This window comes from Flavobacterium sp. B114r (assembly GCF_056824125.1).
Map to the genome: position 1 here is coordinate 554,896 of NZ_CP124858.1, position 16,344 is coordinate 571,239.

General features: G+C 33.1%; 16 protein-coding genes. 7 read left to right on the forward strand and 9 right to left on the reverse strand.

All coding sequences use genetic code 11. From position 1 onward, the window contains the following. Positions 1-78 precede the first annotated feature (78 nt). From QLQ94_RS02615 to QLQ94_RS02650, 8 genes are all read right to left on the reverse strand, one after another. A complete protein-coding gene (locus QLQ94_RS02615; RefSeq protein ID WP_271338250.1) occupies positions 79-711 on the reverse strand; it encodes a 7-carboxy-7-deazaguanine synthase QueE in 633 nt (210 codons plus the stop codon). Between the two features lie 102 nt (positions 712-813). Further along, entirely contained in the window at positions 814-2,481 is a 1,668-nt protein-coding gene (locus QLQ94_RS02620; RefSeq protein WP_271338251.1) for a tetratricopeptide repeat protein, read from the reverse strand. Between the two features lie 17 nt (positions 2,482-2,498). Next, positions 2,499-3,422: a PstS family phosphate ABC transporter substrate-binding protein gene (locus QLQ94_RS02625; protein WP_271338269.1), complete on the reverse strand. Its 924-nt coding sequence runs from the start codon at positions 3,420-3,422 to the stop codon at positions 2,499-2,501. A 2-nt stretch (positions 3,423-3,424) separates the two neighbouring features. Beyond that, positions 3,425-3,655, reverse strand: coding sequence for a hypothetical protein (locus tag QLQ94_RS02630; protein ID WP_026983456.1), 231 nt, complete (start codon positions 3,653-3,655; stop codon positions 3,425-3,427). Further along, complete coding sequence (locus tag QLQ94_RS02635; RefSeq protein ID WP_271338252.1) at positions 3,655-4,455, reverse strand: energy transducer TonB; 801 nt, start codon at positions 4,453-4,455, stop codon at positions 3,655-3,657. The genes QLQ94_RS02630 and QLQ94_RS02635 overlap by 1 nt, the downstream gene beginning before the upstream one ends. A 36-nt stretch (positions 4,456-4,491) precedes the next feature. After that, a complete protein-coding gene (locus tag QLQ94_RS02640) occupies positions 4,492-5,049 on the reverse strand; it encodes an ExbD/TolR family protein (protein WP_271338253.1) in 558 nt (185 codons plus the stop codon). Between the two features lie 20 nt (positions 5,050-5,069). Next, positions 5,070-5,696 carry an ExbD/TolR family protein gene (locus tag QLQ94_RS02645; RefSeq protein WP_271338254.1) on the reverse strand — a complete coding sequence of 209 codons (627 nt, stop codon included), beginning with the start codon at positions 5,694-5,696 and terminating at the stop codon, positions 5,070-5,072. A gap of 56 nt (positions 5,697-5,752) precedes the next feature. Further along, positions 5,753-6,577, reverse strand: a complete 825-nt coding sequence (locus tag QLQ94_RS02650) for a MotA/TolQ/ExbB proton channel family protein (RefSeq protein ID WP_072964391.1) — start codon at positions 6,575-6,577, stop codon at positions 5,753-5,755. 379 nt (positions 6,578-6,956) lie between these two features. Between QLQ94_RS02650 and QLQ94_RS02655 the strand changes: the two genes are divergently transcribed. Further along, entirely contained in the window at positions 6,957-8,474 is a 1,518-nt protein-coding gene (locus tag QLQ94_RS02655) for a helicase HerA-like domain-containing protein (RefSeq protein WP_482499131.1), read from the forward strand. A gap of 84 nt (positions 8,475-8,558) precedes the next feature. Here QLQ94_RS02655 and QLQ94_RS02660 read toward each other — a convergent pair whose 3' ends face one another. Beyond that, on the reverse strand, positions 8,559-9,902 hold the full coding sequence (locus QLQ94_RS02660) for an FAD-dependent oxidoreductase (protein ID WP_271338256.1): 1,344 nt from the start codon (positions 9,900-9,902) through the stop codon (positions 8,559-8,561). A 411-nt stretch (positions 9,903-10,313) separates the two neighbouring features. Here QLQ94_RS02660 and QLQ94_RS02665 point away from each other — a divergent pair, with 411 nt between their 5' ends. The 6 genes from QLQ94_RS02665 (at position 10,314) to QLQ94_RS02690 (ending at position 16,128) form a co-directional block, all read left to right on the forward strand. Continuing rightward, complete coding sequence (locus tag QLQ94_RS02665; protein ID WP_482499132.1) at positions 10,314-10,907, forward strand: GNAT family N-acetyltransferase; 594 nt, start codon at positions 10,314-10,316, stop codon at positions 10,905-10,907. A gap of 67 nt (positions 10,908-10,974) precedes the next feature. Next, positions 10,975-11,529, forward strand: coding sequence for an HD domain-containing protein (locus QLQ94_RS02670; protein WP_482499134.1), 555 nt, complete (start codon positions 10,975-10,977; stop codon positions 11,527-11,529). Positions 11,530-11,560: 31 nt separating this feature from the next. After that, positions 11,561-12,367 (forward strand): helix-turn-helix domain-containing protein, encoded by an 807-nt coding sequence (locus tag QLQ94_RS02675; RefSeq protein ID WP_482499136.1) that lies wholly within the window; start codon positions 11,561-11,563, stop codon positions 12,365-12,367. 77 nt (positions 12,368-12,444) lie between these two features. Further along, positions 12,445-13,953 (forward strand): serine hydrolase domain-containing protein, encoded by a 1,509-nt coding sequence (locus QLQ94_RS02680; protein WP_482499137.1) that lies wholly within the window; start codon positions 12,445-12,447, stop codon positions 13,951-13,953. Positions 13,954-13,955: 2 nt separating this feature from the next. After that, complete coding sequence (locus QLQ94_RS02685) at positions 13,956-14,453, forward strand: nuclear transport factor 2 family protein (RefSeq protein WP_271338261.1); 498 nt, start codon at positions 13,956-13,958, stop codon at positions 14,451-14,453. Between the two features lie 223 nt (positions 14,454-14,676). Then, positions 14,677-16,128 carry a serine hydrolase gene (locus QLQ94_RS02690; RefSeq protein ID WP_482499139.1) on the forward strand — a complete coding sequence of 484 codons (1,452 nt, stop codon included), beginning with the start codon at positions 14,677-14,679 and terminating at the stop codon, positions 16,126-16,128. The last annotated feature ends 216 nt before the right edge of the window (positions 16,129-16,344 follow it).

Genomic DNA, 16,344 nt, shown 5'->3' on the forward strand with positions numbered 1-16,344 from the left:
CTGTTTCTTTTTTATACAGTGTGTATTATTTACCAGAAACAAAAAATCTCTTCAATAGAAGATATTTTTTTTATATCCTTAAGGAATATTTAAATATTTATGAGTCTGAAGCGAAACTCTCCACTTTGGATTACTCATTACATAATCTACAATCAGGGGCGTCATCTCCTCTTTTTTGCTCCATTCTGGCTGAAGAAACAAAATCGCATTGCCATTTACCAACTCTGCCTGCTCTTCTGCAAAAATAAAATCATGCTTATTATAAATAATCACTTTTAACTCATGCGCATTATCATACACCGTTTGTGTTGGTAATTTATTCTTTTTCGGAGAAAGACAAATCCAGTCCCACGTACCTGTTAATGGATATGCTCCGGAAGTTTCTATATGAACTTTTAAATTTCTGTTTTTTAATTCCTGAGTCAACAAGCTCATATCCCATGTCAAAGGCTCACCTCCTGTTATCACGACAGTATCTGCTGAACTTGCGGCATTATTCACAATTAAATCTACACTTGTTGGCGGATGTAATTCTGCATTCCAACTTTCCTTCACATCACACCAGTGACACCCTACATCGCAACCACCAATTCGGATAAAGTAAGCAGCAGTTCCTGTATGAAATCCTTCTCCCTGAATAGTGTAAAATTCTTCCATCAAAGGCAACATCGCTCCTTTATTTACTTCTAATTGTATTTCTTTTGATAACATTATTATATTTTAAAGTGCAAAGATAGTCAATTAAATACGGAACAAAAAAAACCGATAGCCCTAAAAGAACTATCGGTTTTCTATTTAATAAGAGATCTTATATTATTTTAAAGCTTTCACAGATTGTGCAGCATAAGCATTTGCAGGATCTAAAACTAAAGTTTTGTTGAAATACTCAACGGCTTTAGCTTTATCTGTATTAGCATAACTAGCACCAATACTATTGTAAGCCTCAACTAATTTCTTAACTGTAGCAGGTTTTGCCAATTCTTCAGCTCCCTTAGCACTAGTTCTTGTTACGTACTCTTCGTAGTTTTTGATAATCAAATCATCTTTCTCTAACAAATTGTTGATTCTACCTTTGTATAAGTAAGCCTCATCATAAGTTGGAGAAGCTTCTAAAACTCTGTCAAAAGCAGTTTCAGCTTTAGCTAAAGCAGCAGCATCAGCAGCTCCATTGGTTTTATTTACATTCGCATAATAAAGTGAAATACCATAATAAACATTATCATCTAAATAATTTTTAGATTCTTTATTATTAGCCCCAAGTTCAAAAACAGTAGCCGCGTTTGCATATTGTTTTTTACCAAACAAAGCTTTTCCTAAATCAGCAAGTTCTTCAACAACTAAAGGCTCTAACTCAATTGCTTTTCTAACATCAGCAATACCACTATCAAAAGCAGCCTGATCTACTACACCTTCTGCATTAGTTCCTTTTTTTATTTTTGATAAACCTAAATATAAATAATCTCTACCAATTACTTTATTTGAAGGTACTTTCATAAAATCCTCAATAGATTTAATCGCTACATCAACATTTCCATTTTCATAAGCAGCGTATCCTAAATATCTGTAAATTCTAGGGTTAACTTTATCTTCAGCAATCATTTTATTTGCTACAGTCTCTAGAGTCTTATAATCTTTCACCAGGATTAAGAAATCTGCGTGACGCATTTTAGAATCTAATGAGTAATCTGTAAGACTTAAATACTTCTCATAGTTAGTAATTGCGTTTTGCAAATTAACTTTAGCAGTAGACGACTTATTTCTTCCCCATTTGTAATATGTTTCAGCCAATTCTCTGTAAACCGGGCCATAATTAGGATTTATTGCAATAACTTCATTAAAAGCTTTAATTGCTTCTTCGTAAGACTTAGCTCCTTTTAACAAAACACCTAATTGCATTTTTGCTCTCAAAAGTGTTGGATCAGCAGTAAATGCATCACGGTATGCTTTATAGGCATCATTTTGATTATTTGAACCATAATAAGCATCACCAATTGTTAAAAGAGCAGTTGCATTTTGAGGATCTAATGCCAAAGCACGTTTTAAAACAGCAATTGCAGCAGGATAATCAGGATTAGTTGAGTTGATATAAGCTCTACCAATGTAAATAAACTCATCTACATCTTTACGCTTCATATCTTTTGTAGCCAAACCAAAATTGGCCTGAGCCGCAGCAGCATTTTTATTGTCAAGATCTATCTGACCTAACCCAATATAATTTAGATTTTTCTTATCAGACGCCTGCAATCCATTTGCGTAATAAATTTTAGCAGAATCAACAATAGATTGATTTAAATATACATTACCTAAAACAAAATTAGCTTCTCCATCTGAAGGTTTTGCTTTGATGATTGATTTAAGCAAAGACTTTGCTTTTTGAAATTGTTCAGCATCGATAGCTTTTTTAGCTTCTTTGATATCTTGCGCTTTTACTACAGAAACTGAAGCAACTAAGGCAAGACTAAAAATTTTAAATTTATTCATCTTTAATTGTAATTAATTTATTCTTTATCGTTAATAATTTGATTTCTAATTTTAAGATTCCTTCCCGGAGTCCTTATTGGCAATAATCCTGATTTCAAAATTATACGCTGTCCAATATCCCCAGATATAAATGACGCGAACCCCATTCCTAAACCAGTATAACCCTGACAATTTATAATAAACAAATCACGTGCCAAAGGATATTTCATCTCAGCCAGATCATTTTGGGTCGGGCTGTAATATTTATCATCATTAAGGCCTTTTACAGACAAAACATTGATTTTTTTAATAACATCAGCCATCTTTGGCGAAGGCTGCGAAAGCCAATTAACCCCAACTACTCCGATCATCCCATCATTTTCAGATACGAATTTAATAACTTCATCGTTAGTTTTAAAAGAAAAAACACCCTTGGCAGGAATATCTTTTACTTTTGCCAATTCCTTCATATAACGAACCGTACTTGAATTTGGATTATCAAATACAAGTCCTTGAAATCGAGAATTCGTTTTCCCCTGCATAAAATCAATTACCGTTTTCAACGCAATTAATGTATCATTATTGCCTTTGTTCGAAATAAAAGCAATCGCATCTGTTGCAAAGGGCGTAACTCTTGGATTAATTTTACTTTTTTTGAACCTTGCCAATTCCTCTTCTGTAAGATTTCGGGCAGTAACAGCCACTTTTGCTCTCTGATTTAATAAATCATTTATTAATTCAGATTCCGATTTGGGTGTAACAGTAATTTTTGAACCATAATATGTTCCTTCAAAAACAGCGACCTGATCATCAACGATAGGTTTAATTGTTTCATCGACAGTAATATCCATTGATCCTTTTAAAATTGTTTCTTTATCAGATTCATTTTTGCTTTTTTGGTTGCACATGGCAAACAAAAAAACAAAAACAACCAAACCAACAACCTTACTATATTTTAACATCATTATTCTGCGTTTGAATTAATTAATCTCAAAAAGCGAATTGCCGAATACACTATCAATAATCCACCAAAAGCATACCTGTATTTCGGTTCCATATCTAAAGGAAGCTTCTTCCAAAACATAATCATTAAACCGAGTACAAGATATATTAAAAAAAACAGTATTCCTAAAACAAGAAGAAATCGCTCTTTGAGCGATTTCTTCTGAATATTATTAAGCATATCTTTTAACATTATTCTGCAGATTGAATAGTAATAGGAAGAGAATAAAGTACCCTAACTTTTTTACCATTTTGCTCGCCGGGAGTCCATTTTGGACATTTTTTAAGAACACGAATTGCTTCTGCCCCTGTACCGTAACCGATATCCCTTAAAACTTTAATGTCGGTCAATGAACCGTCTTTTTCAACTACAAAAGTAACGTAAACTTTACCTTTTAAACCTTCCTCTTCAGGAGTCTTATAATTGTTTCCTACGAATTTGTAGAATTTTTCAATACCACCCGGGAAATCTGGTTTTACCTCGATACCAGCAGTATTATAAACATTATTATCTTCCTGAATAATTTCAGTAACTGGTCCTTTACCAACTGGCTCATCTACAGTTAAAACTGCATCCGGATCTCCTTTGATAGTTTCGTTACCTACTTTTTTATCTTTAAGATCCACAATTTTTGGTGGGTCTTCAGTAATTTCATTTGCTTTAGCAACCACTGGCTTCACAAACTTCACCTGATCCACTTTTGGTGGTGGTGGTGGTGGTGGTGGTTGATTTGGCTTAATTTCCTCCTTTTTAGGAGCAATTTTTACTGTCGCAATTTTAATATCATTATTCACTACCTCTTCTTCAGAATCCGGTAACAAGCTTGCAATAAGAGGGGCAGCAACAGCAAGACTAAAAATAACTGAACCAATGATAAGTGCCTTTACGGTCGTACTACGGTTCGCTTTTCTTAACTCATATGCACCATATATCTTATTACGCCCTTCGAATACGATATCAAGCCATTGATTTTTAATTATATCTAATTTCATTTTTCTTGATTATTAAGGATTAAAACAAGATTGCTCTTATTTTTTATCTATCAATTTCGTCTCTTCCGGAGTAAACTCAGGAACAATAGCATAAGTCTCTACTCCTGAAATCGCCATCTCATCCAAAATATCAACCAAATTACGGTAATTTGATTTTTTAGTTGGCTTGATAATAACTATAATCCCATTTTTAGGTTTCCCTAAAGATGCAGAATAAGCTAAAACTGCTTTTTTCTGAGTTAATAATTCTCTACGAATTCCGTCTTTACCATAGGCGATCTCTTTTGGTCCAACTTTTGGAGTTGCAAGCAATCCCATATAATAAACCATTTTATTGTCCTCGCCAAGCATTACTGTCATTGTACGATTCTCATCTACTTTTGTATCCTTATTATCTTTCTCATTAGGATCTTTATCAGGCAGAGACAAATCCATCGATTGAGGTTTTGACAACGATGTGGTTAACATAAAGAATGTGATCAATAAGAATGCTAAATCCACCATTGCCGTCAAATCGACTTTAGAATTCTGCTTTTTACTTCTTACTTTACCACCTTTTCCGCCTCCACCGTCGCCGGTATTTAATTCAGCCATTTTAGTGTATATTTTTTAAATTAAAAGTCTTTTCCTCTCATACCTGTAACTAAGTTAAAGGAATTGATTTTTTGATCTTGCAAAATATCCATGATCTTTTTGATTTGTGGATACTCTTCTTTAGCATCACCTTTTATTGCAATTTTCAATTCTTTATCATCAATATCAATCGCAGCTCTTCTTGAGATCAAAAGCCAGTCTTTTAATTGATTGTCTAATGAATCTATTGGCACTCCAGGTTGGTTTGCTTTTGTTCTATCAGCCGCTTTCATGTCGATGATTTGTTTCAAATTTGCCAATGGAACACCAAAGTCATCCATTAATGCAAATTTAGTTTTATCATCTTCTGAAAAAGTAACACCGTATTTTGCTCCCATTCCTTCAAGAGTTCTTTTACGAATCTCTCTTCCTTTAATGTCAAAAAACACTTTGCTTTTCCCATCTGCACCTTTTCCTATTGTAATGATTGCTAAATCCGTATCAGGTAATTTAGTCTGAGCAACAGAAGAAGGCATATCTACAGGAAGTGCTTCTGGCACTTTAGCAGTAGCGGTCAAAATAAAGAACGTAAGCAAAAGGAACGCAACATCGCACATGGCAGTCATATCTGTCGATGTTGACTTTTTTTTCATTTTTATTTTAGCCATTATCTTTTATTTTATTTTGATATAATTAATTATAATTAATACTAATCAAAAATTAATTATTGTTTCAAACTTCCTCTGAATCTTCTGTAAGTGTTTACGATAGTAACACCAGCCTCATCGATAGAGTAAGTTAAATCATCAATTTTAGCTGTAAAGAAGTTATAAGAAACGATCGCTAAGATTGAAGTAGAGATACCTGTTGCAGTGTTGATAAGTGCTTCAGAAATACCTGTTGCAAGTGCAGCCTGGTCTGGAGTTCCAGCAGAAGCTAATGCACCAAACGCTTTAATCATACCTGATACAGTACCTAATAATCCACCTAAAGTTCCTAATGATACTAAAGAAGAGATAATAGTCATGTTTTTTTCTAACATTGGCATTTCTAATGAAGTTGCCTCTTCGATTTCTTTGTGGATTACTTCTGCAGCTTCTTCACTGTTGAAACCTTCTTTTTTAACATCTTGGTATTTTACCAAAGCAGATTTAATTGCATTTGCAACTGAACCTTGTTGTTTGTCACATGCAGCAATTGCAGCTTCAATGTTTCCTTCTTTAATACTTCCTTGTACACTTTTCATAAATGCATCTAAGTTAGCTTTACCAGCAGCTTTACCAATAACGATAAATCTTTCAATAGAAAAAACAACAACCATTAAAAACATACCTAATAATACCGGTACAATAAAACCTCCTTTATATACTTGACCTAATGTATTGATCGGGTGACCTGTTTCTGGATTACCTCCTTCGAAGTTAGAAGCATCTCCCATAATTACTTTCCAAATAAACACCCCAACTAAAATACATGCAACAATAATGATTCCAGTAATCATTCCTCCTCCATTTGAAGTGCTTTCTTTTTTAACTTTAACGTTTGCCATTTTTTTTAATTTTAATAGTTTTAAATAATTTTTATTTTTTAGTTATATTTAACTTGTAGAGGAGCAAATTTATACGTTTAGTTTAAATAAAAAAACTTTTTTTAATTTAATTGAAGCAAATTTAACGTCAATTTAAAAAATATCTCATTAAATTGCTAGCATCATTTTTTAGATAAAACAAAAAACAGGGCGATTAATGGGAAAATTACAACGTTTTAGTAAATATTCAAACATTCCTTTGATATCTTCTTAAAAAGTTGCGAAATTATTTTTTATATAATTTTCAATGAAAAATAGCTTTTTCTTACTAAAAATAACGAACTCAAAATGTTAAAAAACCAAGCAATACTCTTATAATCATCTAAATTACAAATAAAACATGAATAAAAAGGATAATTTCATTCAGGATATGAACAATGGCTACCTATCTAAAGGTGATAATATAATTCTGGGAGGAGCCATTCTTGATGGAGAACCAATCGCAGAAGTCCATGTCAAAATCCCATTAAAAACGTTAAATCGGCACGGACTTATAGCCGGAGCAACCGGAACTGGAAAAACAAAAACGATTCAGGTTTTTTCTGAACAACTATCGAATGCAGGAATCCCTGTTTTGATGATGGACATAAAAGGGGATTTTAGCGGAATTGCCAAAGAAGGAAAAGAGGAAGCGTTTATTACGGAGCGACAGGCTAAAATAAATATCCCCTATAATGTTGCTTCTTTTCCTGTTGAACTAATGTCTCTTTCTAAACAAAATGGTGTTCGATTAAGGGCGACAGTTTCTGAATTTGGTCCTGTTTTATTTTCCAGAATTTTAGATTTAAACGACACTCAGGCCGGTGTTGTTTCTGTCATTTTTAAATATTGCGATGATAACCAAATGCCTTTATTAGATTTAAAAGACATTAAGAAGGTTATCAATTATATTACTGAAGAAGGTAAAGAAGAAATCTCTGCCAGTTATGGTAAAATTTCGACTGCGACAACGGGTACTATTTTGAGAAAAATAATAGAATTGGAACAGCAGGGCGGTGATATATTTTTTGGGGAATTATCTTTTGAAATTGATGATTTAATGCGAATCGATGAAAACGGAAAAGGATATGTAAATATCATTCGATTAACGGATATTCAGGATAAGCCTAAATTATTCTCTACTTTTATGTTGAGTTTATTATCTGAAATCTATCAGAAAATGCCCGAAAAAGGAGACGTTTCACAACCTGAATTGGTTATATTTATTGATGAGGCCCACTTAATTTTCAACGAAGCGAGCAAAGCTCTTTTAGATCAGATTGAAACTATTGTAAAATTGATACGTTCTAAAGGCGTTGGTATTTATTTTGTAACTCAAAATCCTATGGATGTGCCGAGCGGCGTTCTGGCTCAATTGGGATTAAAAATCCAGCACGCCTTAAGGGCTTTTACTGCAAATGACCGTCAGGCGATTAAGAAAACAGCTGATAATTATCCTACTTCACAGTATTATAAAACTGATGAATTATTGACAAATTTAGGAATTGGCGAAGCGCTGGTAACGGCATTAAACGAAAAGGGAATCCCTACACCGCTTGTCGCAACGATGATGCGTGCACCAATGAGCCGAATGGATGTTTTGACTTCTGATGAAATCGAAGCCATAAACAGCAAATCGAAACTCGTAAAAAAATATATTGAGGAGGTAGACCGGGAGAGTGCTTATGAAATCCTGAATAAAAAAATAGCTTATGCTGCGCAAGCCAGCGAAGAAAAAGAACAACAAGCACCAACGAGATCATCAAAATCTGAACCAAGCACGACAAGTGTTGTAACAAAATCAGTTTTGAAAGTAGTTACAAGTGCCACTTTTATAAGAGGGGTGTTTGGCGTTTTATCTAAAATATTTAAGAAGTAAATTTTCCACCATATAAATTATATAAGTTCATAAAATCTTTGCGTATTGATTAAATGAACTTATATAACCTATGTGATTTAGATATTATACGTTTTGCAACAACTCCAGGATTTTATTTTCAATTTCTGGAGAGTTCCAGATATTTTCAATATCATCAGTTCTTAAAACCTCTTCCATAATTCCGTTTTGAAAATCACCAATAGCCAGCGCTTCGGCATAAGGGCGATCACTGAAAGTAACACGACTATAAAGCGGAATCCATTTATCAGGATGTTTATCAGAGAATGCTTTTTCGATTTTCTTTTGCAGCAAGAATTTCTCGTCGGCCGTTTTAGTACTCATTTCCATGAAATTTCGGTATGAAAGTTCTGCAATAGCATCCGCATTTGGCTTACGAGAGATTTCATATTCAGAGAAAATTTTCTTCCAGTCGTCTCCGTATTTTTCAATCATTTCGTTCAGGACCGTAATATCTTCAAAACCGGCATTCATTCCTTGTCCGTAAAACGGGACTATAGCATGACAGGCATCTCCAATTAAAGCGATTTTATCTTCGTATGTCCACGGAAAACACTTCATGGTAACCAAAGTACTTGTTGGATTTTTAAAGAAATCCTCTGCGAGTTTTGGAATCACTTCGATCGAATCGGGGAAATTTTTCTCAAAGAAATCTTCTACCATTTTACGATCTGTTAATGATTCGAACGAATTCTCTCCTTCAAAAGGCATAAACAAAGTACACGTAAAACTACCATCTAAATTAGGCAATGCAATTAACATGTATTTACCACGTGGCCAAATGTGAAATGAATTTTTATCCAGTTTATGAGTTGCATCAGTATTTGCAGGAATATTCAATTCCTTATAGCCCATATTCAAAAATTCCTGCGAATAATTAAACATACTCTGGCGTTGCATTCTGTGTCTGATTCTCGAGAAAGCACCATCGGCACCAAAAACCATATCATACTTTTTCTCTTCCCACTCTCCCCTTTCGGTTTCACCAATATGCAAAGTTGCATCGCTTAGTGTAACATCCCAGATCTTTTGGTCGAAATAAAATTCAGTTCCGGCTTGTTCGGCAAGATCAATCATTTTTCGGTTTAGCGTTCCTCTTGAAATCGAATAAATCGACTCGCCTTCTTGTCCGTAATTCTGAAAATTCAGTTTATCGACTAAATGAATGGCGCGTTTGTCCATTGGGATTGCGATTTCACGAACAGATTCGCCAACACCAACGCCATCAAGAGCTTTCCAACCTCGATTAGACATGGCCAAATTTATAGAACGACCCGAAAAATTAATTTTGCGAATATCAGGGCTTCGATCATAAACATGAACGACATGACCTGCTTTTTTGAGATAAATTGCCAATAGTGATCCTACTAATCCAGAACCGACAATTGCAATTTTTAGTGGAGTTTGCATCAAGAAAAATCTAAATATAAGATCGTAAAAATAAGTAATAATTATACAAGAGCTTAAAAATAAAGTAAATATTTATGATTTATATGGGCATGACCCGCCGAAAAAAGCGGGTCGGGCTATCCACTATATTCCCGATTAACAAAAACTACGGCTAAAAAGCCTTGTTTTTCTAAATCGGGAGATACCGTTCCTATCCCTCATGCAAACCTTTTTCATAACAAAATTCCAGTTTTTAATGATTTATTAGAAATTCAAAATGAATTACTTTCGCTAAAAGAAATAATCTCACAAAGACGCAAAAGCACAAAGTTTTACACAAAGCCACAGAACATTAAGATTAAAAAAAATCTGCAAAATCCGCGTAAAAAACTTTGCGCCTTTGCGCCTTTGTGGCTAACTCATAGAACAAAAATGAAAAGCGAACTATTACAATCTGATATCATTTTAGAAAACGAAAAAGTACTATTACTTCCATTCGAAAATGAAAGAAACATCGAGCTCAAAGAAATTATTTTTGATGATGAGATCTGGAAATACATGGGAATGTATGTAAGAAATGATTCTGATTTCGAAAATTATATTCAAAATACCTTGAAACAAAAAGCAGACGGAATCTGTTATCCGTTTTTAATAATAGACAAAGCAACAAACAAAGTTGCCGGAAGTACACGTTACGGATACCTGAATCACGCAAGTCAAAAATGCGAAATTGGCTGGACCTGGTACGGAAAAGATTTTCAGGGAACAGGTTTAAACAAAGCCTGCAAATACGAATTACTGAATTTTGGTTTCGAAAATATTCAATTTAAAAGAATACAATTTAGCGCTGATCTTGAGAATAAAAAATCTCAAAGAGCTATTGAAAAATTAGGTGCTGTAAAAGAAGGCATTTTTAGAAATAATTATGTTGATGCTGCAGGAAAAAGCAAAGATGATGTTTATTATAGTGTCATTTTAGAGGAATGGAAAAATACTAAAGAGGAATATTTTTCTGATTTTATTTAAAAATTCAGAAAAACTTTTTCATAGAAAAAAGTGGTATTTTAGCTTATTCTAAAAAACTATTATATCAATGATGGAATTACAAGCTATTTACCAAAAAACTATAAAATTTGCTGCTAAGAAACATGCAGATCAAAATCAAGTAATTCCCGGAACTAATTTGCCATATGTTGTTCATTTGAGTAATGTAACAATGGAAATTATATTTGCTTCGCAAGAAACAAAGGGGTTTAACAAAGCCTTTGCAATTCAGGTTGCCTTGCTTCATGATATTATTGAAGATACAAAAACTACATTTGAAGAACTCACCGAAGAATTTGATGAAGAAATTGCTCAAGCAGTTTTAGCCTTAACAAAAAACACTAAAATACCCAAGGAAGAAAGAATGGCTGATAGTTTGACCAGAATTAAAAAATTATCAAAAGAAGTTTGGTCTGTAAAATTAGCTGATAGAATAACTAATTTGCAGGTTCCGCCTGAACATTGGAACTTGGAAAAAATAAAAGCGTATCAAAAAGAAGCTTTACAAATATTAGAAACATTAAAAGGTGCAAATGAATATTTAGAAAAACGACTTTCAGAAAGAATTCAAAATTATTCAAAATACTGCGACACTACGGCATAATTTCAAAAACAAACCAATACAATACCACAAAATGAACCTATACTCAGAACATTATGTAAGTAAAAATTGCGAGCGGTTTGTCAATAAAATTTGGTGTCTCGATAACAGCAATGGCGAAAGCCTGATCGAAAATAAACTTGTTTTACCAAACGGTTGTTTTAATCTGGCGATTGTAAGCGGAAACGCTATTGAGGTTCACACCAGTAAAAGCAAATATGAAATGAACGAAGGATTTTACTTTTGTTCGCAAATGACCAATAAAGTTTTGGTCAATATTCAGCCAAAAACTAAAGTTACAATCATACAATTGCACGCGTGGACACTTTCGATGTTTCCACAATATGATTTGAATAATTTTTCAGACGCTATTGTCAAAATTGATGTTGCCGAATTACCTTTTCAAACTAAAATCGAAACTGGTTTAAGTAGTGATATTTCAATATTATTAAATACAACTAATTCCTATTTTGAAGAATTAAGTGCTGCAAATCCCAACAAAAATGCAGTTGAAAAAATCTGTGAAATCATAAAATTTCAAAATGAAGAAATTACGGTTTCGGAAATAGGAAAAAATCTAAATGCTTCGCAAAGATCGCTTCAAATTAAATTCAAAACTGCGACCGGACTTACGATTAAAAATTACATTCAAATCCTGAAATTCAGAAAGGCGGTCGATCAAATGGTAAATTCTGATTTAGAAAAATTAAAACTGACTGATGTTGCACTTTATAATAAGTATTTTGATCAATCGCATTTCATCAAAAAGTTCAAAGATGTAACCAAAACAACTCCCAAAATGTTCAATTCTGATTCTTATTTTCTTTCTAAAAAAAGATAACATTTCGCATTTGTACAATTTTATTACATTTGATTGCATTAATATTGCAAAATCATCAATCAATCAAATCAATCAAAATGAAAATCAACAAATCATTTTTTCAGCTAAAAACAATTTTAGTTGGAATACTGCTCTTCCAATTCCATATTGGATTTTCTCAGGAAGAAAAAAACTCGAAGCTTTACAAAACAATCATGTCAAAAGACAGTCTTCTTTTTAAAGTTGGCTTTAATACTTGCGACGTCTCACAATTCGAAAACTTACTTAGCAACAATTTTGAATTCTATCATGACAAAGACAGCATTCAGGACAAAGCTTTATTTCTAAAAAATATTAGAAAAGGTTTATGCAGTTCGACCAAAACGTATCAAGCCAGAAGAGATTTAGTTGAAGGCAGTACAGAAATTTATCCGTTAGCCAAAAATGGCGTTCTGTATGGCGCATTGCAAATAGGAATTCATCAGTTTTTTGAACCTTCACCTGGTCAAAAAGACAAATTTGGAAGTACCGCAAGATTCACTCACCTCTGGATACTGGAAAATGGAGTTTGGAAATTAAGAAGATCCTTAAGTTACGATCACCAGGATGTCAATACTGTGGGAACTAAATCAAGTATCTTTGATAATGATCCTGAAATTGAAAAATGGTTAAAGCAAAATAATGTTCCCACTCTGGGAATTGGTATAATCAATAATGGAAAACTTCAGCAAATAAAAGTATTTGGCGAACTCAAAAAAGGCTTTACAGCACCATATAACACAATATGGAATGTGGCTTCATTGACAAAACCTGTAACGGCAATGGTTGCTTTGAAACTGGCAAGTTTAGGAAAGTGGGATTTAGACGAACCACTTTATAAATACTGGACAGATCCGGATATTGCAAATGATCCTAATACAAAGCTATTAACAACGAGAATTATTTTAAGCCATCAAACAGGTTTCCCAAATTGGCGCTACATGAACGAATCGGGTAAATTGGACTTTAAATTTAAACCGGGAACAAAATATCAATATTCAGGTGAAGGATTCGAATATTTGAGAAAAGCGCTGGAAAAAAAATTCCATAAAAAACTAGATCAGTTAGCAGATGAATTGATTTTGAATCCTTTAAAAATGTCTGATACTAAGTTTATATGGAATGACATAACTGATGTTTCAAGATATGCTACTAATTATGACAATAAAGGCATTGCATACGAACCAACCAGGAATAAAACAGCAAATGCTGCTGACGATTTATTAACTACAATTGGAGATTATGGCACTTTTTTATGCAGCGTCATGAATAGCGACGGATTAAGCAAGAAAGTTTTTGATGATATGACATCGCATCAGGTAGAAACCAAAAAGAATAAATATTTTGGATTGGGTTTCGAGATCTATGATTTAGGAAACAACGATTACGCTTTATCACATGGCGGAGCAGACAAAGGTGTTCAGACTATCGTTTTATTGCTGCCAAAAACAAAACAAGGTCTGATTATTTTTACCAATGTTGACGATGGTTATAAAGTGTATGAAAAAATAGTAAATCACTATTTGGGAGAAAATGGAAAAAAAATAATTGAAATTGAAACGAAATAGACATGAATACTAACAAGAATACTATGCCACCCATGATCAATATAATAGTTCTATTTATGCTGTTTTTAAGCAGACAGGTAGCAGCACAAAGTAATAATGAAGTTTTAAAAATGGATCTTTTAAAAACTGAAATCATCAAAATGGACAGTTTACTTTTTGATGTTGCTTTTAATCAATGTGATGTTTCGCTCTTTAAGAAAATAATAGCCGATGATGTCGAATTTTACGACGACCGTTCTGGATTAAGCACTTCTAAACCAAATGAAATAAAATCTCTTCTTGCAAAATGTGACAGACCAGAAAAATTAACCCGAAAATTAACGTCTTGCACGATTGATAAACTAGGAGATTTTGGTGCTGTACAAATAGGAGAACATACTTTTTATATTAACGGAAAACCGGAAGGAACAGGCAGATTTATTCATATCTGGGAACGAAAAGATCATGATTGGAAATTGAAACGAATTGTGAGTTACGAGCATAGACCTATCAAAAAATAGCGAATATGCTTTTATCCTAAAATACCTTTTTTATAGTAAAATGAAAAAAAATTGCCTGATATTGAAACTTAATTGAAGTTTAGTCGTCTATTAAAATAGGACACGATAAAATAGAAAGTTAAATCTCTAGTTCCTTAGAGATTTAACTTTCATGCATTTAAAGAGTTTCAATCATCAAATCAAAAATCAATTCATTAACTATAATCAATTATCATCGATCATTATGAAAAAACCAATCAAACTACTTGCAATATGCCTTTTGGCAATATTGTTCAGCTTTACTCTGTTTGCACAGGACAAAACCAAGCAAATTGAAGACCTTTTAAACAAATACAATCAATACGGTCAATTTAATGGATCTGCATTGGTTGCCGAAAACGGAAAAGTGATTCTAAAAAAGGGTTTCGGTTCTGCCAATATGGAGTGGAATATCCCAAATCAAGCTGATACTAAATTTAGATTAGGATCCATCAGTAAACAATTTACTGCTTTCCTGATTGTAAAATTAGCCGAAGAGGGAAAAATAAAATTAGACGTTCCTATTACCACTTATTTACCGGATTATCCAAAAGCGACTGGTGACAAAATAACCATTCATCATTTACTTACACATACCTCTGGAATTCCAAATTATACTTCGCTTCCTAATTTCTTTAAAGACAAAAGCCGAAACCCTTATACTCCCGAAGAATTTGTAAAAACATTCTCAAGTTTACCTCTGGAATTTACGCCTGGCGAGAAATTTAATTACAGCAATTCAGGATATTTTTTATTGGGATATATTATCGAGAAAATTTCCGGAAAATCATACGAGCAATATTTACAGGCAACAATTCTTACTCCGTTAAAAATGGTTAATTCCGGTTATGATCACAGTGATGTAATATTAAAAAACAGAGCTTCAGGTTATGAGAAAAGAGGTAAAAAAATCATCAATTCCCCTTATCTCGACATGAGTATTCCGTATGCTGCGGGTTCTCTATATTCAACCGTAGAAGATTTATATTTATGGGATCAGGCGCTTTATACTAATAAATTGCTTTCGTCAAAATCAATGGAATCTTTATTTAATTCTTATATCAAAGCCGGAAAAAGTTCTTATGGTTATGGATGGTTTATTGAAGAAGCGGACAACGGTTCTGCAGGCAAAGTAAAAGTTACACAACACGGTGGTGGAATTAATGGTTTTAATACTATTATTTATCGTATTCCTGCTGATAAAAATTTAATTGTTTTATTGAATAATACCGGAGGAACTGTTTTAAATGAAATAACGGAATCTATTCGTGCTATTTTGTACAATCAGCCTTTTACAGCGCCAAAAATATCTTTGGCACTCGAATTACTTGATGCGTTTTCAGAGCAAGGAATTACAAGCGGTTTAAATACTTATAACAAACTAAAAAATGATCCTATATATGTTATTAAAGAAAATGACATGAATCAGGCGGGTTATCAGTTACTACAAACCGGAAAAACAAAAGAAGCTATTGAAGTCTTCAAAATAAATGCAGCAACATATCCTAAATCAGGAAATGCTTATGATAGCTTAGGCGAAGCTTATTTGACTGATGGAAATAAAAAATTAGCCATTGCCAATTATAAAAAATCAATAGAACTTGATCCTAAAAATGATGCCGGCAAAAAAGCATTAGAGGAACTTTTAAAAAAATAACAGCTAAAAAAGCAAGCTATTCAATAGCGGTAATCTTTATCTTACCAACTCTGATCGTTCTGGTTTAAAACCAAAATGATCAGAGTTTTTTATTTGAAAAATGTTTTTTCCAATTTCATATTTAGTATAAAAAAACTATTTTAGCCCTGCCCAAAATAAGAATATTAAAATCCCAAATCAACCTGATTTACAACCTTTCAGGCTGTAAACATTATT

What these genes read in the sequence shown, in the direction of transcription:
- QLQ94_RS02615 (WP_271338250.1), bottom strand. Translation starts at nt 711, where the DNA reads ATGTTATCAAAAGAAATACAATTAGAAGTAAATAAAGGAGCGATGTTG.
- QLQ94_RS02620 (WP_271338251.1), bottom strand. Translation starts at nt 2,481, where the DNA reads ATGAATAAATTTAAAATTTTTAGTCTTGCCTTAGTTGCTTCAGTTTCT.
- QLQ94_RS02625 (WP_271338269.1), bottom strand. Translation starts at nt 3,422, where the DNA reads ATGTTAAAATATAGTAAGGTTGTTGGTTTGGTTGTTTTTGTTTTTTTG.
- QLQ94_RS02630 (WP_026983456.1), bottom strand. Translation starts at nt 3,655, where the DNA reads ATGTTAAAAGATATGCTTAATAATATTCAGAAGAAATCGCTCAAAGAG.
- QLQ94_RS02635 (WP_271338252.1), bottom strand. Translation starts at nt 4,455, where the DNA reads ATGAAATTAGATATAATTAAAAATCAATGGCTTGATATCGTATTCGAA.
- QLQ94_RS02640 (WP_271338253.1), bottom strand. Translation starts at nt 5,049, where the DNA reads ATGGCTGAATTAAATACCGGCGACGGTGGAGGCGGAAAAGGTGGTAAA.
- QLQ94_RS02645 (WP_271338254.1), bottom strand. Translation starts at nt 5,696, where the DNA reads ATGGCTAAAATAAAAATGAAAAAAAAGTCAACATCGACAGATATGACT.
- QLQ94_RS02650 (WP_072964391.1), bottom strand. Translation starts at nt 6,577, where the DNA reads ATGGCAAACGTTAAAGTTAAAAAAGAAAGCACTTCAAATGGAGGAGGA.
- QLQ94_RS02655 (WP_482499131.1), top strand. Translation starts at nt 6,957, where the DNA reads ATGAATAAAAAGGATAATTTCATTCAGGATATGAACAATGGCTACCTA.
- QLQ94_RS02660 (WP_271338256.1), bottom strand. Translation starts at nt 9,902, where the DNA reads ATGCAAACTCCACTAAAAATTGCAATTGTCGGTTCTGGATTAGTAGGA.
- QLQ94_RS02665 (WP_482499132.1), top strand. Translation starts at nt 10,314, where the DNA reads ATGAAAAGCGAACTATTACAATCTGATATCATTTTAGAAAACGAAAAA.
- QLQ94_RS02670 (WP_482499134.1), top strand. Translation starts at nt 10,975, where the DNA reads ATGATGGAATTACAAGCTATTTACCAAAAAACTATAAAATTTGCTGCT.
- QLQ94_RS02675 (WP_482499136.1), top strand. Translation starts at nt 11,561, where the DNA reads ATGAACCTATACTCAGAACATTATGTAAGTAAAAATTGCGAGCGGTTT.
- QLQ94_RS02680 (WP_482499137.1), top strand. Translation starts at nt 12,445, where the DNA reads ATGAAAATCAACAAATCATTTTTTCAGCTAAAAACAATTTTAGTTGGA.
- QLQ94_RS02685 (WP_271338261.1), top strand. Translation starts at nt 13,956, where the DNA reads ATGAATACTAACAAGAATACTATGCCACCCATGATCAATATAATAGTT.
- QLQ94_RS02690 (WP_482499139.1), top strand. Translation starts at nt 14,677, where the DNA reads ATGAAAAAACCAATCAAACTACTTGCAATATGCCTTTTGGCAATATTG.